General features: G+C 32.1%; 17 protein-coding genes. 1 reads left to right on the top strand and 16 read right to left on the bottom strand.

The window, feature by feature from the left end; genetic code table 11:
- Positions 1 to 133: 133 nt before the first annotated feature.
- The 8 genes from clpX to rpsO form a co-directional block, all read right to left on the bottom strand.
- Positions 134 to 1,393, bottom strand: coding sequence for an ATP-dependent Clp protease ATP-binding subunit ClpX (gene clpX / locus AC1RPJ_RS05820; protein ID WP_409022412.1), 1,260 nt, complete (start codon positions 1,391 to 1,393; stop codon positions 134 to 136).
- 177 nt (positions 1,394 to 1,570) lie between these two features.
- Positions 1,571 to 2,869 carry a trigger factor gene (tig, locus tag AC1RPJ_RS05815; RefSeq protein ID WP_409022411.1) on the bottom strand — a complete coding sequence of 433 codons (1,299 nt, stop codon included), beginning with the start codon at positions 2,867 to 2,869 and terminating at the stop codon, positions 1,571 to 1,573.
- 149 nt (positions 2,870 to 3,018) lie between these two features.
- Positions 3,019 to 4,206 (bottom strand): elongation factor Tu, encoded by a 1,188-nt coding sequence (gene tuf / locus AC1RPJ_RS05810; RefSeq protein WP_409022410.1) that lies wholly within the window; start codon positions 4,204 to 4,206, stop codon positions 3,019 to 3,021.
- A 315-nt stretch (positions 4,207 to 4,521) separates the two neighbouring features.
- Entirely contained in the window at positions 4,522 to 5,442 is a 921-nt protein-coding gene (locus AC1RPJ_RS05805) for a hypothetical protein (RefSeq protein ID WP_481761712.1), read from the bottom strand.
- A 58-nt stretch (positions 5,443 to 5,500) separates the two neighbouring features.
- Positions 5,501 to 7,228, bottom strand: coding sequence for a ribonuclease J (locus AC1RPJ_RS05800; RefSeq protein ID WP_409022408.1), 1,728 nt, complete (start codon positions 7,226 to 7,228; stop codon positions 5,501 to 5,503).
- A gap of 20 nt (positions 7,229 to 7,248) precedes the next feature.
- On the bottom strand, positions 7,249 to 8,118 hold the full coding sequence (dapA, locus tag AC1RPJ_RS05795) for a 4-hydroxy-tetrahydrodipicolinate synthase (protein WP_481761711.1): 870 nt from the start codon (positions 8,116 to 8,118) through the stop codon (positions 7,249 to 7,251).
- A gap of 23 nt (positions 8,119 to 8,141) precedes the next feature.
- A complete protein-coding gene (locus tag AC1RPJ_RS05790; protein WP_481761710.1) occupies positions 8,142 to 9,191 on the bottom strand; it encodes an aspartate-semialdehyde dehydrogenase in 1,050 nt (349 codons plus the stop codon).
- Positions 9,192 to 9,338: 147 nt separating this feature from the next.
- A complete protein-coding gene (rpsO, locus tag AC1RPJ_RS05785) occupies positions 9,339 to 9,608 on the bottom strand; it encodes a 30S ribosomal protein S15 (RefSeq protein WP_409022405.1) in 270 nt (89 codons plus the stop codon).
- A gap of 281 nt (positions 9,609 to 9,889) precedes the next feature.
- Here rpsO and rpsT point away from each other — a divergent pair, with 281 nt between their 5' ends.
- The gene (gene rpsT / locus AC1RPJ_RS05780) at positions 9,890 to 10,144 is read left to right on the top strand and encodes a 30S ribosomal protein S20 (RefSeq protein ID WP_409022404.1); all 255 of its coding nucleotides are present in this window, start codon (positions 9,890 to 9,892) and stop codon (positions 10,142 to 10,144) included.
- A gap of 51 nt (positions 10,145 to 10,195) precedes the next feature.
- On the opposite strand, the gene holA is transcribed toward rpsT, so the two are convergent.
- From holA to AC1RPJ_RS05740, 8 genes are all read right to left on the bottom strand, one after another.
- Complete coding sequence (gene holA, locus AC1RPJ_RS05775) at positions 10,196 to 11,221, bottom strand: DNA polymerase III subunit delta (protein WP_481761709.1); 1,026 nt, start codon at positions 11,219 to 11,221, stop codon at positions 10,196 to 10,198.
- A 5-nt stretch (positions 11,222 to 11,226) separates the two neighbouring features.
- Positions 11,227 to 13,245 (bottom strand): DNA internalization-related competence protein ComEC/Rec2, encoded by a 2,019-nt coding sequence (locus AC1RPJ_RS05770; RefSeq protein ID WP_481761708.1) that lies wholly within the window; start codon positions 13,243 to 13,245, stop codon positions 11,227 to 11,229.
- A 251-nt stretch (positions 13,246 to 13,496) separates the two neighbouring features.
- Positions 13,497 to 13,976, bottom strand: a complete 480-nt coding sequence (locus AC1RPJ_RS05765; protein WP_409022402.1) for a ComE operon protein 2 — start codon at positions 13,974 to 13,976, stop codon at positions 13,497 to 13,499.
- A 59-nt stretch (positions 13,977 to 14,035) separates the two neighbouring features.
- The gene (locus AC1RPJ_RS05760; RefSeq protein WP_481762189.1) at positions 14,036 to 14,590 is read right to left on the bottom strand and encodes a helix-hairpin-helix domain-containing protein; all 555 of its coding nucleotides are present in this window, start codon (positions 14,588 to 14,590) and stop codon (positions 14,036 to 14,038) included.
- A gap of 241 nt (positions 14,591 to 14,831) precedes the next feature.
- Positions 14,832 to 15,329: a pantetheine-phosphate adenylyltransferase gene (coaD, locus tag AC1RPJ_RS05755; RefSeq protein WP_481761706.1), complete on the bottom strand. Its 498-nt coding sequence runs from the start codon at positions 15,327 to 15,329 to the stop codon at positions 14,832 to 14,834.
- 1 nt (position 15,330) lies between these two features.
- Positions 15,331 to 15,882: a 16S rRNA (guanine(966)-N(2))-methyltransferase RsmD gene (gene rsmD / locus AC1RPJ_RS05750; protein WP_481761705.1), complete on the bottom strand. Its 552-nt coding sequence runs from the start codon at positions 15,880 to 15,882 to the stop codon at positions 15,331 to 15,333.
- Positions 15,883 to 15,887: 5 nt separating this feature from the next.
- Positions 15,888 to 16,214 (bottom strand): YlbG family protein, encoded by a 327-nt coding sequence (locus AC1RPJ_RS05745; RefSeq protein WP_481761704.1) that lies wholly within the window; start codon positions 16,212 to 16,214, stop codon positions 15,888 to 15,890.
- 18 nt (positions 16,215 to 16,232) lie between these two features.
- The gene (locus AC1RPJ_RS05740) at positions 16,233 to 17,411 is read right to left on the bottom strand and encodes an FtsW/RodA/SpoVE family cell cycle protein (protein WP_481761703.1); all 1,179 of its coding nucleotides are present in this window, start codon (positions 17,409 to 17,411) and stop codon (positions 16,233 to 16,235) included.
- Positions 17,412 to 17,672 lie beyond the last annotated feature (261 nt).

Raw genomic sequence — 17,672 nt, 5'->3', positions numbered from 1 at the left:
CCACCCTTTATTATTTATTAAAATTATTAACCTTAAATTCATTATACTACATTTATATTCATTACTATGTCTTTTTTTTAGAGTGTACTCACTATATTTGACAGTCTTTAAATGACTATACTCTAACAAGACTTTAAGATGCTGCTTTCTTGCTCCCTTTAATTATTACAGGACCATCAGTTTGATCAACTGTTGCTTTAGTGATAATTACGCGCTCGATGTCTTCTTGGCTTGGAATATCAAACATAACATCACGCATTGTTTCTTCAATAATAGATCGCAAACCTCGTGCCCCAGTATCTCGCTTAATAGCAAGTTCGGCAACTCGTGACAATGCCTCAGGTTCGAATTCAAGCGTCACACCATCTAATTCAACAAGTTTTGTATATTGTTTAACCAATGCATTTTTAGGTTCCGTTAAAATTCGAACTAAATCTTCTTCTTTTAATTCTTCTAAAGCTGTCATAATTGGTAAACGACCAACAAATTCAGGAATTAATCCAAATTTTAATAAATCTTCTGGAATAATTTGTTGCATAACACTATTTTGTTCATCAATAGTTTCAGAATTGGATTCAGCACCGAAACCAATCGTTTTATCGCCTAATCGATTTTTGACCATTGTTTCAATTCCAGCAAATGCCCCACCAACAATAAATAAAATATTCTTAGTATCTATTTGAATTAATTCTTGTTGTGGGTGTTTACGTCCACCTTGAGGCGGAACACTTGCAATAGTACCTTCAAGAATCTTTAAAAGTGCCTGTTGAACACCCTCACCTGATACATCACGTGTGATTGAAACATTCTCACTCTTCTTAGCAATTTTATCGATTTCATCAATGTAGATAATTCCTTTTTCAGCTTTTGCAACATCATAATCTGCACTTTGCAATAATTTTAAAAGGATATTTTCAACATCTTCACCAACATATCCAGCCTCAGTTAAAGTAGTGGCATCTGCAATAGCAAATGGTACGTTTAAAATTTTAGCTAAACTTTGTGCTAAATATGTCTTACCTGATCCCGTAGGACCAACTAAACAAATATTACTTTTTTGTAATTCTGTTTCGTCATTATCTTCGTCAACTTCAAGCATATGATTAACTCGTTTATAATGATTATAAACCGCAACTGACAACGTTTTTTTAGATTGATCTTGCCCAATTACATAATCATTCAATTTATTCATAATTGCTTGTGGTTTTAATACAAGTAATGGTTCAGAATCCATTTGTTCCCTGAATTCCTCGTCGATAATTTCCTTACATAAATCAACACATTCATTACAAATATAAACACCAGGTCCAGCAACGATTTTCATTACTTGATCTTGTGACTTACCGCAAAAAGAACAATTTACGGGTCCGCCTTCTTCAGTATTTTCGAACATTTTACCACCTCGTATTTTTCTTCTCATCTTTTACTTTATGCATACCTATAGTACCAAATAAAGCAATATTTCGCGAATATTTACGTTCAAATGTATTTAACAAAAAAGATTGAAGCTAATAAACTCGCTTCAATCTCATTCATTCAAAATGATTAATCAAAATATCCGATTAATTATTTATTTTTTCATTTTTGCTTCTTCAACTGCTGAGTCAGCTAACTCGTCAACAACTTTCTTGATAGCAATATCATGTTTTACCATATCGTCTGAAAGAGCAGAACGAACTGCTTCTTCTTCCATACCATATTGTTCTGCTAAGTTTGATATTTCAGATGAAACTTCTTCTTCAGAAGGTTCAATTTTTTCAGCGGCAACGATAGCTTCTAACACAAGATTTGTTTTAACACGACGTTCTGCGCCTTCTTCAAATTGTTTGTGTAAATCGTCTTCACTTGTTCCTGTTAATTGGAAGTACATCTTTGTGTCAATTCCTTGTTGTTGCATATTTGCAAGGTATTGATCCATTTGGCGATGAACATCTTCTTCAATCATTGAATTAGGAATTTCATCAACTTTAGCATTATCAACTGCTAATTCAATTGCTGCATCTTGAATTGCTTCCTTAGCTGCAGCTTCTTTTGTTTCTTTAATTTGATCTTTTGTTTTTGCTTGTAATTCTTCAAGCGTATTAACTTCTTCATCAACATCTTTAGCAAATTCATCATCCATTTCTGGAAGTTCTTTGCCTTTGACTTCATGAACTTTAACAGCAAATACTGCTTCTTTACCACGTAAGTCTTCAGCTTGGTAATCTTCAGGGAATGTAACTTTTACGTCAACATCCTCTCCAGCTTTATGTCCTACCAATTGGTCTTCAAATCCAGGAATAAATGAATTTGAACCTAATTCAAGAGTATAATTTTCTGATTTTCCACCATCAAATGCAACGCCATCAACTTTACCTTCAAAATCAATGATAACAGTGTCGCCAGAAATAGCTGCTTCGTCTTCTTTAAGTACAAGTTCAGCTTGTTGTTGACGTTTTGCTTCTAAACTATCTTCTACGTCTTTTTTAGTTACTCGACGTGATTGTTTAGGAACAGTTAATCCTTTATAGTCACCTAATTCAACTTCTGGTTGAAGTGTAACTTTAGCTTTAAGGACCCATGTAGAATCTTTTTCTAAACTATCAATGTTAATATCAGGTTGATCAACGGGTGATACTTTAACTTCTTCAAGTGCCTTTTCGTATGCTTCTGGCAATAGAATGTTTAAAGCATCTTCGTATAATGATTCTTCACCATACATTCTGTTAAATACTTGACGTGAAACTTTTCCTTTACGGAATCCAGGAACAGTTAAATCTTTCTTAACTTTTAAGAAAGCTTTTTCCAATCCTTCTTTAATTTTATCAGTTTCAATTTCGAATGTTATTTCTCCATTGTTTTTACCTGTTTTTTCAAATTTTGCTGACATTGTTTTCCCTCCGGTAGAACAAAAATTTTATATTCGTACTATTTATATACTTGTCTATTTTACCGTATCATTACTAGATTGTAAATGGTTATAAAAAAAAATTCGAAAAGCAAAAGCTTTCCGAATTTCTTTTTTTAATTAATTAAAAATTAATCATCAATTTCTGAAACGACTCCGGCACCAACAGTACGGCCACCTTCACGAACAGTAAATTTAAGACCTTTTTCAATAGCAACTGGGGCGATTAATGATACTGTAAATGTAACGTTATCACCAGGCATAACCATTTCTACACCTTCTGGTAATTCAATAACACCAGTAACATCAGTTGTATGGAAGAAGAATTGAGGACGGTAGTTTGAGAAGAATGGAGTATGACGTCCACCTTCTTCCTTAGAAAGGATATAAACTTCGCCTTTGAATAATTTGTGAGTTTTGATTGAACCAGGTTGTGCAAGAACTTGTCCACGTTCGATTTGTTCGCGATCAACACCACGGAGTAAAGCACCAACGTTATCGCCGGCTTCACCTTCGTCAAGTGTTTTACGGAACATTTCGATACCTGTAACTGTTGTTTTAAGAACATCTTCATGTAAACCAACAATTTCAATATCGTCTCCGACTTTAACTGTACCACGATCGATACGACCTGAAGCAACAGTTCCACGACCAGTAATTGTAAATACATCTTCAACTGGCATTAAGAATGGTTGGTCTGTAGGACGAACTGGTGTTGGGATGTATGAATCAACAGTATCCATTAATAATTCAACTTGTTTTACAGCTTCTGGATCGCCTTCAAGGGCTTTAAGAGCTGAACCACGGATAACAGGAATATCATCGCCTGGGAAATCATATTCGCTTAATAATTCACGAACTTCCATTTCTACAAGGTCTAATAATTCTTCATCATCAACCAAATCAGTTTTGTTTAAGAACACGATAAGGTAATCAACACCAACTTGGCGAGCAAGTAAGATATGTTCACGTGTTTGAGGCATAGGGCCATCAGTTGCGGCTACAACTAAGATAGCACCATCCATTTGTGCAGCACCAGTGATCATGTTTTTAACGTAATCAGCATGTCCTGGAGCATCGATATGTGCGTAATGACGTGCAGCTGTTTCGTATTCAACATGGGCAGTATTGATAGTAATACCACGTTCACGTTCTTCAGGTGCAGCATCGATTGAAGCGAAATCTGCTGCTTCACCGAAACCGTTGTCTGATAATACTTTACTAATTGCAGCTGTTAAAGTTGTCTTCCCATGATCGACATGTCCAATAGTACCAATATTAACATGGGGTTTTGTTCGTTCGTAATGTTCTTTTGCCATGAATAAGAGCCTCCTAGTGTTTTTGTAAGAATAAAACAGTTTTAGAAAATCTAACCCTGATGATTCTTTGTTTTTATTATACTACTTCTTTATTTAATAACAAAATACATTATCATCAAATAAAGAAGAATCCTTAAAATATTATATAGACTGTTTAGAGTTTTGTAAATACCTATTTAAAGAATACTGAAACTTTTTATCTCGTCTTAAAATAACCTGGTTAAATCTACGCTCATACAACTAAATCTAAGTGAAATTTTGGATTCTTTATTAGAATATCATAGATTACTGTAAACGGCTAGCTTTACCTAATCATTAATTCATAATTTCAGTTAATTCTTTCGAAAGTAATGCATTTAATTCAACCATATACGTTAAATTTTCAGTCCTTTTAAAAGTGGATTCCATACCTAACTCACTTTTTACTAATTCAATCCATTCTTTCTCAATACCCAAAAAATCACTTGCAAAAGGATAAATCATCCCCAATTTTAAATTTAACATATGATTTAAAGAATTATTCATTTGTACATCAATAGTTCCCTCATCATTTTTTGTTAATTGATTAATTGTCAGTAATACAGGTTCATTTTCATTTGCAACTAATTTTTTTACGTCAATTTTTTTCTGAGTTCCATCAACCCATAAATAGTTTATTATTTCAATATTATTAGGTATCTTTTGTACCTCTTGCAATAGACTTGATTTTATAATTGGATGTACGTCTTTATCCATAAATATTTTTTGACAAGCATCTAAGAATTCATTTTTAGGTAGTACCAGTCCACTTTGAACAATTTGTTGCTGTCCAAAAAAGTCCACTGAACCTAAGTGTGCAAATTGACGTTCATTTTGTCTAAGTTGTTTATCGAATTTTTCACGGCATTCATTTTCAGCATCCAAAACTAGTGATGTGGCAAAAGGTTGCTCTTTAACCAATTGCCAAGCTCGAATAAATTTATTGTTTTTTAACAGTATATTTAAATAAACTGCAAATTGATCCCCACGTTTTAAGTAATCGCTATAAAATTCGTCAGCGATAATTAACGCTTCTTGAAATTGAGCATCCAAAACTAGAGAATTAACCAATAATTTATTATTTTTAAAACTACGATGACCATCATAATTTTTTGTGAATAATTGTGATGCTAGTTGATAATTTTTGTCACTTACAGCCTTTTTTGCTAACTGATAATTTTGTTTCTCTTGGTCGGGAAACGGAATAATTTCTGCCATAATATCCTCTATTTATTCTAAAAAAAGGGATAACAACATTTGTGTTATCCCTTTTTGATTATTTTTCGTTATTTTTTGTTTCCGCCGGTTTAACTTCTTTAGACTTTGTTGATTTTCTATGATACTGATTAATTTCCATAATAACAGGTAAAATAACTGGACGTCGTTTTGTTTGTTCATATAGGAAATGACTCATTTTTTCACGAACATCTTGTTTTAAATGTCCCCAATCAAATTCTTTATTGTTCAAATTATCTTGTACTGTTTCTGACACAATTTCAGCACTCTTTTCAATTAAATCAAGGCTCGTTTTTGTATAAACAAATCCTCTTGATGTAATTTTAGGCTTGTTTATGATTTTTTTCTTTTTACGATCAATTGTGACGACTGCAATAAAAATACCATCTTCAGAAAGTATTTTACGATCTCTCAGTACAATATTTCCAATATCACCAACACCAATACCATCAATCATGGTATTTCCTGCTTCAACTTGCGATCCTAAATTCATTTTTCCTTCAGAATAACTTAAAACATCACCCTTACCAGTAATAAAGATATGATCATATGGCATTCCTAATGTATGTGCTAAATCAGCATGTGCCGCAAGTAATCGATATTCACCTTGAATTGGAACCAGGTATTTTGGTTTCATTAAATTGATCATTAGTTGTAAATCATTTTGACCAGCATGACCTGAAGAATTTAATTCATCAGAAATTGCTTTCACATCAGCTCCTGCTCGGTAAATGAGATCTCTTGTCTTTGCCACATTAGTTTCCATAGCTTTTGACGTTGTTGTCGTAATGAAAACAAGATCTCCTTCATGAATATTAACAGTTGAATGTTGATTTAAAGCCATTCGCTGTAATGATTTTAAAGGTTCACCCATTTTACCTGTTTCCAATATAATTAGTTGATCATCGTCATATTTGCTAATATCACTCATTGGAACAATTAAATTTTCATCAGGAAGAACTAATTTCTTCAAATCCATAGCTGTTTTAACGATTTTTTCAACATCGTGTCCTGTTAATATAACCTTTCGATGACTTTCCTTTGCAGCATTTAGTATCTGTTGTACTCGTAATATATTTGATGCCACACAGGCAACAATAATACGACCTTTTTGATATTCAAATGTTTCATTAATGTATTCGTCAATTGCACTTTCATTGACTGTTGGGAATGGGTTCTCAGCATTAGCTGAATCACTTAATAACGCTAAAACACCATTCTTACCAATCTCAGCTAAACGTCCAAAATCTGTTTGGTAAACTGGTGCCGCAGCTTGATCGAACTTAAAATCACCTGTATAAACAATCTGCCCTTCATCAGTACCTAAAACGATTCCTAATGATTCAGGAATTGAATGGGTCGTTTTAAAGAATGAAATTGTCGTTTTACCAAAATCAATCTCAGTCTGATCATTAACAACGTGAAAATCAGAAAATTTACTTGCCTTAGGATCATTTTCAATATTAATTTTTGCTAATGCAATTGTTAATTCTGATCCAAAAACAGGCACATCAAATTCACTCACAAAGTATGGTAATGCACCAATTGCATCTGCATGCCCATGTGTTAAGAAAACACCTACAATTCGTTCTTTATTTTCTCTCAAATAACTAAAATCAGGAATTACAATATCAATCCCTAATAAGCCATTTTCTGGATACATTAATCCAGAATCAAAAATAAATAGATCATCATCCACTTCAACGACATACATATTTTTACCATTTTCTCGAACGCCACCAAGTGGAATTATTTTAACTTTACTCATTACTTCACCTCTTACATATTTTATATTTTTAGTATTTTCACTAGTTGATTTATTTCATTGTCAGTTAATGCCTCTATTGGTAAACGACACCCACCTACTAAGATACCCTTGTAATTTAAAGCTGCTTTAGCTGGTCCAGGAGATGGAAGAGAAAAAAGTGCAGCCATTTTTGGCGTCAACTCTCTTTGAATATCTCCTGCAAGCTTAATATTTCCATCTTGTACAGCTTGATACATTTTAGTCATTTCAATACCAAATATATGGCTTGCAACAGAAATAACACCACTTGCTCCTAAGATTTTTGCAGTCAAACTATCCGTATCTTCACCAGTATACACCAAGAAATCATCTGGCGTTTGTTCAACAATACGACTTAAATTTTCACTACCTGTACAATCTTTAATACCAATAATATGATTATTATTAGATAACTTAACAATTGTTTCAACAGTCATAGTTACGCCTGTACGACCCGGAATATTATAAATGAAAATAGGCAATTTCGAAGCATTTGCAACTGCTTCAAAATGAGCAATCATACCTTTTTGATTAGGCTTATTATAGTATGGCACAACAACTAAAGCTGCGTCCACACCAGTAATAGCGGCTACCTCATTGGTAAAATCAATTGTCTCCATAGTATTATTTGATCCTGTACCAGCCATAATTGGAACTCTACCATTAACTATTGCCACTGTTTTTTTAATCAAATTTAATTTTTCAGAATGATTCAACGTAGGCGATTCGCCCGTAGTACCATTAACCAGGATACCTTTTGAACCTGTTAAAATTAAATGTTCAATTAATTTAATTAAGCGATCTTCATCCACTTGATTCTGATCATTAAATGGTGTGACCATAGCTGTCATTATATCTACATTTTCAAACATTCGCTTAATTCACTCCTTTCTTTTTACTTTGGAACTCTTAATAAATCTAATTCATGCAATTTTTCAGCAATTTGAACTGAATTCCATGCAGCACCTTTTAACAAATTATCCGAAACGACCCATAATTGGAAGGCATTATCCTGTTCTAAATCAGCTCTAACACGACCAACAAATGTATCTTTCTTACCAGTGGCATTAATTGCTTGTGGATATATCTGTTGTTCCGGATTATCTTGTAAAACCACACCGGGTGCATCTGCAAGAATATTTTGAATTTGTTTAACAGAAGCATCATGACTTTCAACTTCAAACCAAACAGATTCCGAATGGCTAACAACAACTGGTACACGTACACATGTTGCAGTAACTTGAATATCTTGATTAGACATTATTTTCTTCGTTTCATGAATCATTTTCCATTCTTCATGTGTATAACCTGTGTCTTCAAAAACATCAATTTGTGGTAGTGGATTAAATGCAATTGGATAATGCTTTTTATCACCAGAAGCTGGTAAAATCTTTGCTTCCATCTCTTCGCCATCAAGATAAGCTTGTGTTTCATCTTTTAATTCTTGAATAGCTAAGTTTCCAGCACCACTAACAGCTTGCATTGTTGTAACAACAACCTTCTTTAAACCGTAATTTTTACGAATTGGTTCTAGTGCAACTACCATTTGGATAGTTGAACAATTTGGGTTAGCAATTAGTCCTTTGTGTTCATAAAGTGCCTGTTCATTAACTTCAGGAACTACTAGTGGGACATCAGGATCCATTCTAAACGCACTAGTGTTGTCTACAACAACTGCACCACGTTTAATTGCTTCAGGTGCAAACTTTTTAGATACACTACCGCCAGCAGAAAATAGAGCCAAATCAACATTCTCAAAAGAATCAGATGTTGTTTCTTCTACGATAACATCCTGACCTTTAAATTTTAATACTTGTCCTGCAGAACGTTTAGATGCCAAATATTTAATACTATTGATGGGTAAACTTGTTTCTTCTAGCATTTGAATCATTCGTGTTCCAACAGCGCCTGTAGCACCGACAACCGCAACTCTATATCCGTCCATTGAAAAAAACCTTCTTTTTCTTTATTTGAATCTCAATTATACCATAAAATTTATGAACGTTTTACATTTAACTCACTTATAGTAGACATATCTTAAATTTTAAAAATAAAAAAAGCAAAACTCTTATTAAGAGTTTTGCTTTTAGTTTTAACGACGAAGACCTAAGCGTTGGATCAATTCACGGTAACGTTGAATATCTTTGTTACGTAAATATGCTAAAAGGTTACGACGATGTCCGATTTTCTTCATCAAACCACGTTGTGAAGCGAAATCTTTTTTATGAACGCCGATATGTGCATTCAATTCAACGATATCTGCAGTAAGTACAGCGATTTGTACTTCAGCAGAACCTGTATCGCCTTCTTGACGAGCATATTCGTTCATAATTTCTGTTTTCTTTTCATTTGTAATTGCCATTAGTGTTTCCCACCTTTCTGAATCTAAATGCCTAAAACCGAGTAAGTCGTCGGTGAGACGTCAACAAACTAAGTTAAAGGTTACTTGGAACAAATCTAACCTTACTAAAATTTAGAGTATATTGCAAGTTTTTTATAACTTCTCTTATCTAATTATTACTATCAAGTAAAAATCCTTTACAAGTTTTCATTGCATTAACTAATTTGGTTAGGTATAATAATGGTTGTTGAAATATTTGTTGAGAACCAATAAGGTGATCATGATAAGTGGAGGTGACTTAAATGCCAATTATTCAATCTGCAATTAAACGTGTAAAAACGAATGAAAAAGCAAACGTTAAAAATGCTGCTCAATTAAGCACAATGCGTACTGCTGTAAAGAAGTTTGAACAAGCTAAGACTGCTGGTGCCGATAATGTAGATGCTTTATACAAAGCTGCTATTACTGCAATCGACAAAGCACATTCTAAAGGTTTGATCAAAGAAAACAAAGCTGCTCGTGATAAGTCTCGTATGGCTGCTCGTTACGCTAAATAAGTTTTCAGAAAAATACCCAGTAGATTAATAATCTACTGGGTATTTTTTATTTTATACATCTATACGATTAATTTGAAGCATAAATAATGAGAATAATCCTTCTTGATCTTGTTGTGTCGTCTTCATTGCTTTTTCTAAATCAATTAACGCTAAATAAATTTTCCTCAAATCACTTCTATTAAATTTCTTTATCTTTTGAAGTGCCAACTTAATTCGATAAGGATGCACTTTTAAAACACTAGCTAAATCTCCTTGTGAGTAACCTTTATCTTGCAAAATTTTCACTTGTAATAATAATCTAAATTGTCCCAATAATATTGCATTTATCTTAATTGGCTCTTCATTTTGTAAAATTAAATCATGATACAACGTTACTGATTTTTCAATATTATTTGAAATAACAACATCTACTAAATCAAATATATTTTGTTCTAAAGTTTTAGAAACTAAATTTTCAACAGATGATAATGTAATTCGGTGGGTTTCAAAATTATACAAAAATAACTTTGGCAATTCATTCATGATTGTTGATAATTCTGTATTGGTTCTTTCTAGAAATAATTCCAAAGCGTTTTCATCTATTTCAAATGATTTGTTAGCCATCTCTTGGGCTATAAACTGTCGCGTTGCACGCTCATTTAACGGTTGATTATCAATAACTAGACTAAATTTTTTAAGCATCTTACTAATCTTTTTACGACCATCTAATTCTTTATAAGGCGCAAATATAACTACAATACTTGTTGGTTCCGGATGAGCTAAATAAGATAAAAGACCATCAATATCGTGTTCAATTTTTCTTTTTTTAGTGTCTGACGTTAGAAAAAAAGGATTTTGAATAAAAATTAAGCGCTTATCACCAAAAAAAGGAACAGACATCGCATCATCTAATGCTTTAGCCAACGGAACCTCCTCCATATCATATTTACCTAAATTCATCGTTCTCTCTTCTTCAGGTATCAACTCAGTAAATGCTTTTTTTACATCTTCCATTAAATAAGTCTCATTACCTAAGACAAGATTTACTGGCTTCACATTTTCAAGAGATAACGTTGAAATTATTGCCTGTGAATTCATATTTATCAGCTCTTTTCATTGTTAAAAACTTCTAATTTTTCTTTATAATTTTGAAACTTGCTGATTCTTATCATACCATGCTCTGCTGTACTAACAAACGGTATTCGATATTTTTTCAAAGTATCTAATGTTTCTTGATGTGGGTGGCCATATCTATTATTCTTACCAGCAGAAATCACCGCTAACTTCGGTTTTATTTGATCAATAAATATTGGATCAGTCGCAGTTTTACTGCCATGATGACCTGTTTTAAGAATTGATATTTGTAAATTGGGATATTTTTGAATAACCTTTTTTTCACCAGCTCGGTCCAAATCGCCAGTAATAAGATAGCTATATTTCCCGATTGTTCCAAATAAAACAAGAGAATCTTCGTTTTTTCCTATACCTTGATTAAAAGGATGTAGAATCATCAATTCAGCATCCTGTTTTTTACTATTATCTGTCATAGGTATCACCATTTTAGGCGGTCGAGTAGATTCTATTTTTTTAATGAATTGTGGCAGTTGTTCCATTCCAGATGGAACAATCATTCTATCGACGTCTATTTTGGTTAATATAGACGGAAAATTACCTATATGATCTGCATCTTGATGCGTCAAATATAAATAGTCTATATGACTGATTCCTTTGCTTAATAAATAATTAGTAATAATTTTTTCACCAGAAGTTTGATACTCCTTTCTAGTTCGCCAGCTATCCATCTTAAAATGAACTTTACCGCCTGTATCTACTAATGTAATTTGCCTATTAAACGGCTTTCTTATCAATGTTGAATCCCCTTGACCAATGTCAAAAAAAACGACTTCTTGCCGAATTGGAAAATGGATCCATAGAAATACCATAACATAGAAACTAACTAATATTGCCCATCTTTTAATACACGAAGGATGTAAAAAACATGTTAAGGTGCACATGAAAAATAGCATGCACATATTTAAACTGGGTTTACCAAACGTTATCGTTAATGGTAAACGTGCTAGTTCATCAAAAAAATAAATAAACGTTTTTAATACAGTATTTATCCCATCCATAACAACCTTAAAATGAATCCCAACCATTCCTCCAAAAATTACAATTGGTAGGATTAAGAATTCAAAAATAGGAATAATAAAAATACTAAGTACAATTGATAGAACATTCCACTGATAAACGTTGAAAAAAATAAATGGCAAACTAAATAAGTTTAGCCAAATACCTGATTCAAAAGTACCTTTATTCTCCATAAAGATTAGTAGTAATGACATTAGATAGCTCAACTGACCGCCAAATGTGAACAGTACTTGTGGTTCAATCACCAATCCTATTAACAAAGCGAAACACCAAACCGTAATCCCTTGGACAGGTTTATCAATTAGTTCACAAATAAGTTGAACCATACACATAAAAATTGCACGTCGTAAACTACTAGATTCCCCTGCAATAACTAAATAGCATGGAAGTAAAAAAAGTAATCCTTTGGCTACTGTCTCACGTGGGATTAATAGTCTATTTCCTAACGTTCTTATTAACATCACAAAATAATATACATGTAAACCCGATAAACAGAATAAATGAATTAATCCTAATTGTCTTATAGAGGCTAAATCCTGATTGAATTCCTGAGTCTTATCACCAATTACCAAAGCATTCAAAAATTTATCTAACGGATTGGATAAAGAATTAAAATAACTTTTTAATTCTGCTCGTAATTCATGTAACTTACTTATCACGGATTCAAGCGATAAATTCATGACATTTTTTTCACTATTATTAACTTTTATAATAGTCATACTATTGTAAATTGATTTAGTTCGCATAAAACTTTGATAATCAAACTCGTTTTCATTTGTCGCTGATTTAATTTTTTGTAGCTTAGCATCAACGTTTATAATTTTAGTGTGTTTATTATGTTTAATCTTATTGAGTTCATTTTGTGACTTACAGTTATAAAATCCTCGAATTTTTTGTGAATTAGAAATTATTTGTCCATCAAAACTAACCAAATCACCATTGATTGAATAATCATCAGGGTAAATTTTCACATTAACATTTTGTACCTCTTTTTCAACTACAACTTGCTTCTGGCTTTCCTTCGCATTACTGTAAAAATAAATACCAAAAATTAAAATACAGACACAACAAATATAAAAAGTTATCGAACGTTTTAACGTAATAATTCGTATAAAAATAACGATAGCGAAAATAATCCAAATAGGATTGTAATTTACAACATATAAACTTGTTATTCCAATAACTAACGTCGCAAAAAATAGATCAACTGCTTCAACTGATTTTATTCTGAAAATATTTTATTCAGAACAATTTCTTCAATATAATTTTTATCAACTTTTACTTGCTCAAAAATAACATTATTTCTTTCTAATAGTGATATGGCATAATCATCATTATGATAATTACGTAAATAATATATTTTTTTCACGCCGGATTGAAGTAGCATTTTTGTACACTGTAAACAAGGAAAATCTGTCACATAAATTTCTGAATTATCTGTCGCTGAGCCAAACTTTGCACACTGTAAAACTGCATTCATTTCTGCATGAATCGTTCGTACACAATGTCCGTCTACAAGGTAGCAACCTTCATCTATACAATGTACATCCCCTGAAACAGCGCCGTTATATCCGCCTGCAATAATCCGTTTATCTCTAACAAGTATCGCACCAACAGATAATCTTTCACATGTACTTCTTAATGATAGTAATGCAGCTTGCGTCATAAAATATTGATCCCAAGGAATTCTATTATCAGGCATTTAGGTATTTCCTTCTTTCATTTTTTTATAGTATATCAAAAATAAATCTTTAAAAAAAGTTAGACCGCTAATGAGTCCTTTAGACTTTCATATGTTTTATCACCGATGCCGCCAACTTCTTTTAATTCATCCGTAGTTTTAAACGATTGATGTTCTTCTCTATATTGTAAAATTTGTTCTGCTTTTTTTGGTCCAATTCCAGTCAACCCTTGCAGTTGTTCTTTCGTTGCGGTGTTTAAATTAACCGTTGATTCATCATTCGATTTATCCTGAGTTCCTGTAGTAGACCCTGCATCCATAACAGAAGATCCTTGGGCAGTAGTAGCTGCTACTTTATTTTCTTTTACTTCCCCTTTTGCCGGAACATATATAACCATCTCATCTGTTACTTTTTGAGCTAAATTAATCTGTTTCTGATCAGCGTTAGATAAAAATCCCTCAGCTAAATCGATTACCTGACTAATTCTCATTCCTGTTTTCATTGTGTATATACCTGGTTTTTTTATATTTCCTTTGATATCCACAACGATTTTCCCACCATTTGAGGTTTCTAAATGGCTTGATATATTTTTTTCCGAGCTAGACGACGTACTAGTAATACTATTAACTAACATATCATCTGTTTTGCTACTTTTATGTTGTGTAACTATTGAAAAAATGGTCAATGCTATTACAGATACCACACAAATAATGATAATTTTTCGATATTCAATTCAAATTTTTTTTATTTGATCCATCTTATCCACCTCCCTCTTATATTTAAATACGCAAAAAAACGAATTTCATTTAAAATGAAATTCGTTTTTTTCCTTAAATCATTATCACGTATTTTAATGATGATTCATTTTATTTAAGTTAATCTTCCTTACTAATTACTTCATGACATTTTTTAATCATAGCTACTTTTATATGATTAGGTACCATATTTGAAATATCTCCATCAAATTTAAATATTTCTTTCATTAAACTTGAGGAAATATGTGCGTATTTAGGATTAGCAAGCATCAATACAGTTTCCACTGTTTCATCTAACTCTTTGTTCATCAATGCAATATCTTTTTCATATTCAAAATCCCTATTATTTCTAACACTACGAATAATTATTTTAGCATCTAATTGGTGCATTAAGTTAATCGTTAAATCTGATTCAACACTAACTACTTCTACATTTGCTAATGAAAAGGTAGCTTCACTAATCAAATCTACCTTTTCATCAGCTGTAAACAATGACTTCTTTTTAGTATTAGTCATAACTGCGACAATAACTTTATCAAAAATTTGGCTTGATCGAACAATAATATCTAAGTGTCCATTAGTTAATGGATCGAAACTTCCCGGAAAAACTGCATTCATTTTAGTTCTCCTTTTGATAAATCGTTACCTGTGTAATTCCATAATTTTGTCTCCTAAATAGCCTGAATCCAGAAATATCATCAGGTAAGTTAGCATATTGATCTGTTTCACAAATAATTAAAGCTTGATTATTTAACAACTCGCTGCTATCTATTTTTTTTATCGTATCAATTATTTCTTGGGTCTTATAAGGTGGGTCTAAAAAAACAAGATCAAATGTTTCTTTACCTTTTAATAGTCCAATTGCTTTATCGGCATCTTGCTTATAGACCGTAAACTTATCTTCTTCCTTTGTGATAGCAATATTATCATTAATTGTTTTAATTGCTTGATACTGTCTATCAATTAGAAAAGCATGCGAGATTCCTCTAGAAACAGCTTCGATACTTAACCCTCCGCTACCTGCAAATAAATCTAACGATTTACCGCCATCAAAATAAGGACCAATAATATTAAACACTGATTCCTTAACTTTATCCGTTGTAGGTCTTGTTGCCATACCCGGAACTGCTTTTAATTTTCTTCCGCCATATTCACCTGAAATTATTCTCATATACTTTACTCACTTTTATTTTTAAATTTTTCTTGATCTTCATCTGTTAATTTAAATGCTTTTTCACCCATTCGAGACCCAAAGTCCATATCAATATCAGGGCGATGCGATACTTCTGTCTTTTTAACAAATTTTAAATTTTGAATTTTCTTAATCGTCTCGGGTAGGTCTTCTTGATTCATATAAATGACAACATATTTCATTTTTTTTGAAATATATTGAATAATACCGAATCGTTTCAACTGCTTAATTTGCTTCATATGGTATAAAAACACAATGACACCTTGTCTTTTTTGTATAACTAACTTAGTCCCATTTTCTTCGTCAAGCATTTGATTATGACCCCCTTTTTATTTATTATTTAGTAATTCCTTTTTTCTTAAAGCTGATATATTTAAAACTAAGCCTACACAGAAACTCAAGATAAGCATACTTGATCCGCCATAACTAAGAAATGGAAATGTTACACCTGTTATTGGTAAAACACCTGATATACCACCAACATTAAATACAGTCTGCACTGTCATAAACGTCGCAATTCCATAACAACAAAGTGAATGGAAAGTTTCTTTACTTTTAGAACCAATAAAGATAATTCGTCCAATCATACTGAAAAGTAATATTAAAATAAAAAATACCATCAATAATCCAAGTTCTTCACCTGTAATTGCTAATATAAAATCAGTATACGGTTCTGGTAGATAGCCTCGTTTTTGGATGCTATTTCCTAGTCCTGCACCAAAAATACCACCATTACTTAATGCATAATATGAATTTACCAGCTGTTGTCCAGTTGATTGCTGATATTTAAACGGATCATTGAATCCACTAAATCTTTTAGCCATATATGCTAATGGACCACCAGAATCTGGAGAAACAGATTTTAATTTTGATAATAATATCATTAAAGTACCCATGCCACCAACAGAAATTAAAGAAGTTATTCCAATTGAATACCCACTAGCCAAAATAATGATTAATACTGCACTAAAATTAATAATAAACCCACCCACATCTGGTTCAACCAAAATTAAAATGAGTGGTAAGGCTACTGCAATCGCATAGATAAAACGACGTTTATTTCTACCCTCATAACTTAATTCTTTATTTTCACGGAATGCAACTTGTTGCGCCATAAACAAGACTAAAAAAATCTTGCTGATTTCTGCGGGCTGAATGTTAAAAGAGCCAAAGTTAATCCATCCTGCTGCACCATTAACTGTTTTACCGCTAAGTACTACGTATAAAAGTAGCAGAATGGACACTGCACCAAATAATATTATAAATCCAGAACTTTTAAAAAAATTAACCTTCATTGAATATATAAGGAAAGCAACTAGCAATCCTAAAATGGCAAAAAGCAATTGTTTTTTTAAATATGTCGTTGGATCGCCACCCGCCATTTGAACCTTATATGAACTAGCAGAATAAACCATGACCACACCAATTCCGGATAATATGATATACGGTATAAAAATAAAATAATCAAGATATTGTAATTTTTGTGTTATTCTTTTTAAAATTTGCATTTTTAATCCAACTTATTTCTTCATTTTTTCAAATTTAGTACTAAAGTGTCTATTCGAAGTTACTTCAAGATTCTTTATCTGCTTCTTTTCAGTTTTTTCTTCAAACAGAGCACACTCCAACACAAAATCTACTTCACGAGAAAAACGAACAATTAAGTATCAACTACTTCTTAAAATGTAACATAACCAAGCTAGTAAAATGTATTTCGCTGTTTCCAGATAAATTTATTTATTTTATCTACATTTTCTTGCAAAGTGACC

Source organism: Dellaglioa sp. CoH-57-MRSF-17 (assembly GCF_056782015.1).
This window is presented reverse-complemented; position numbering and strand designations above follow the sequence as displayed.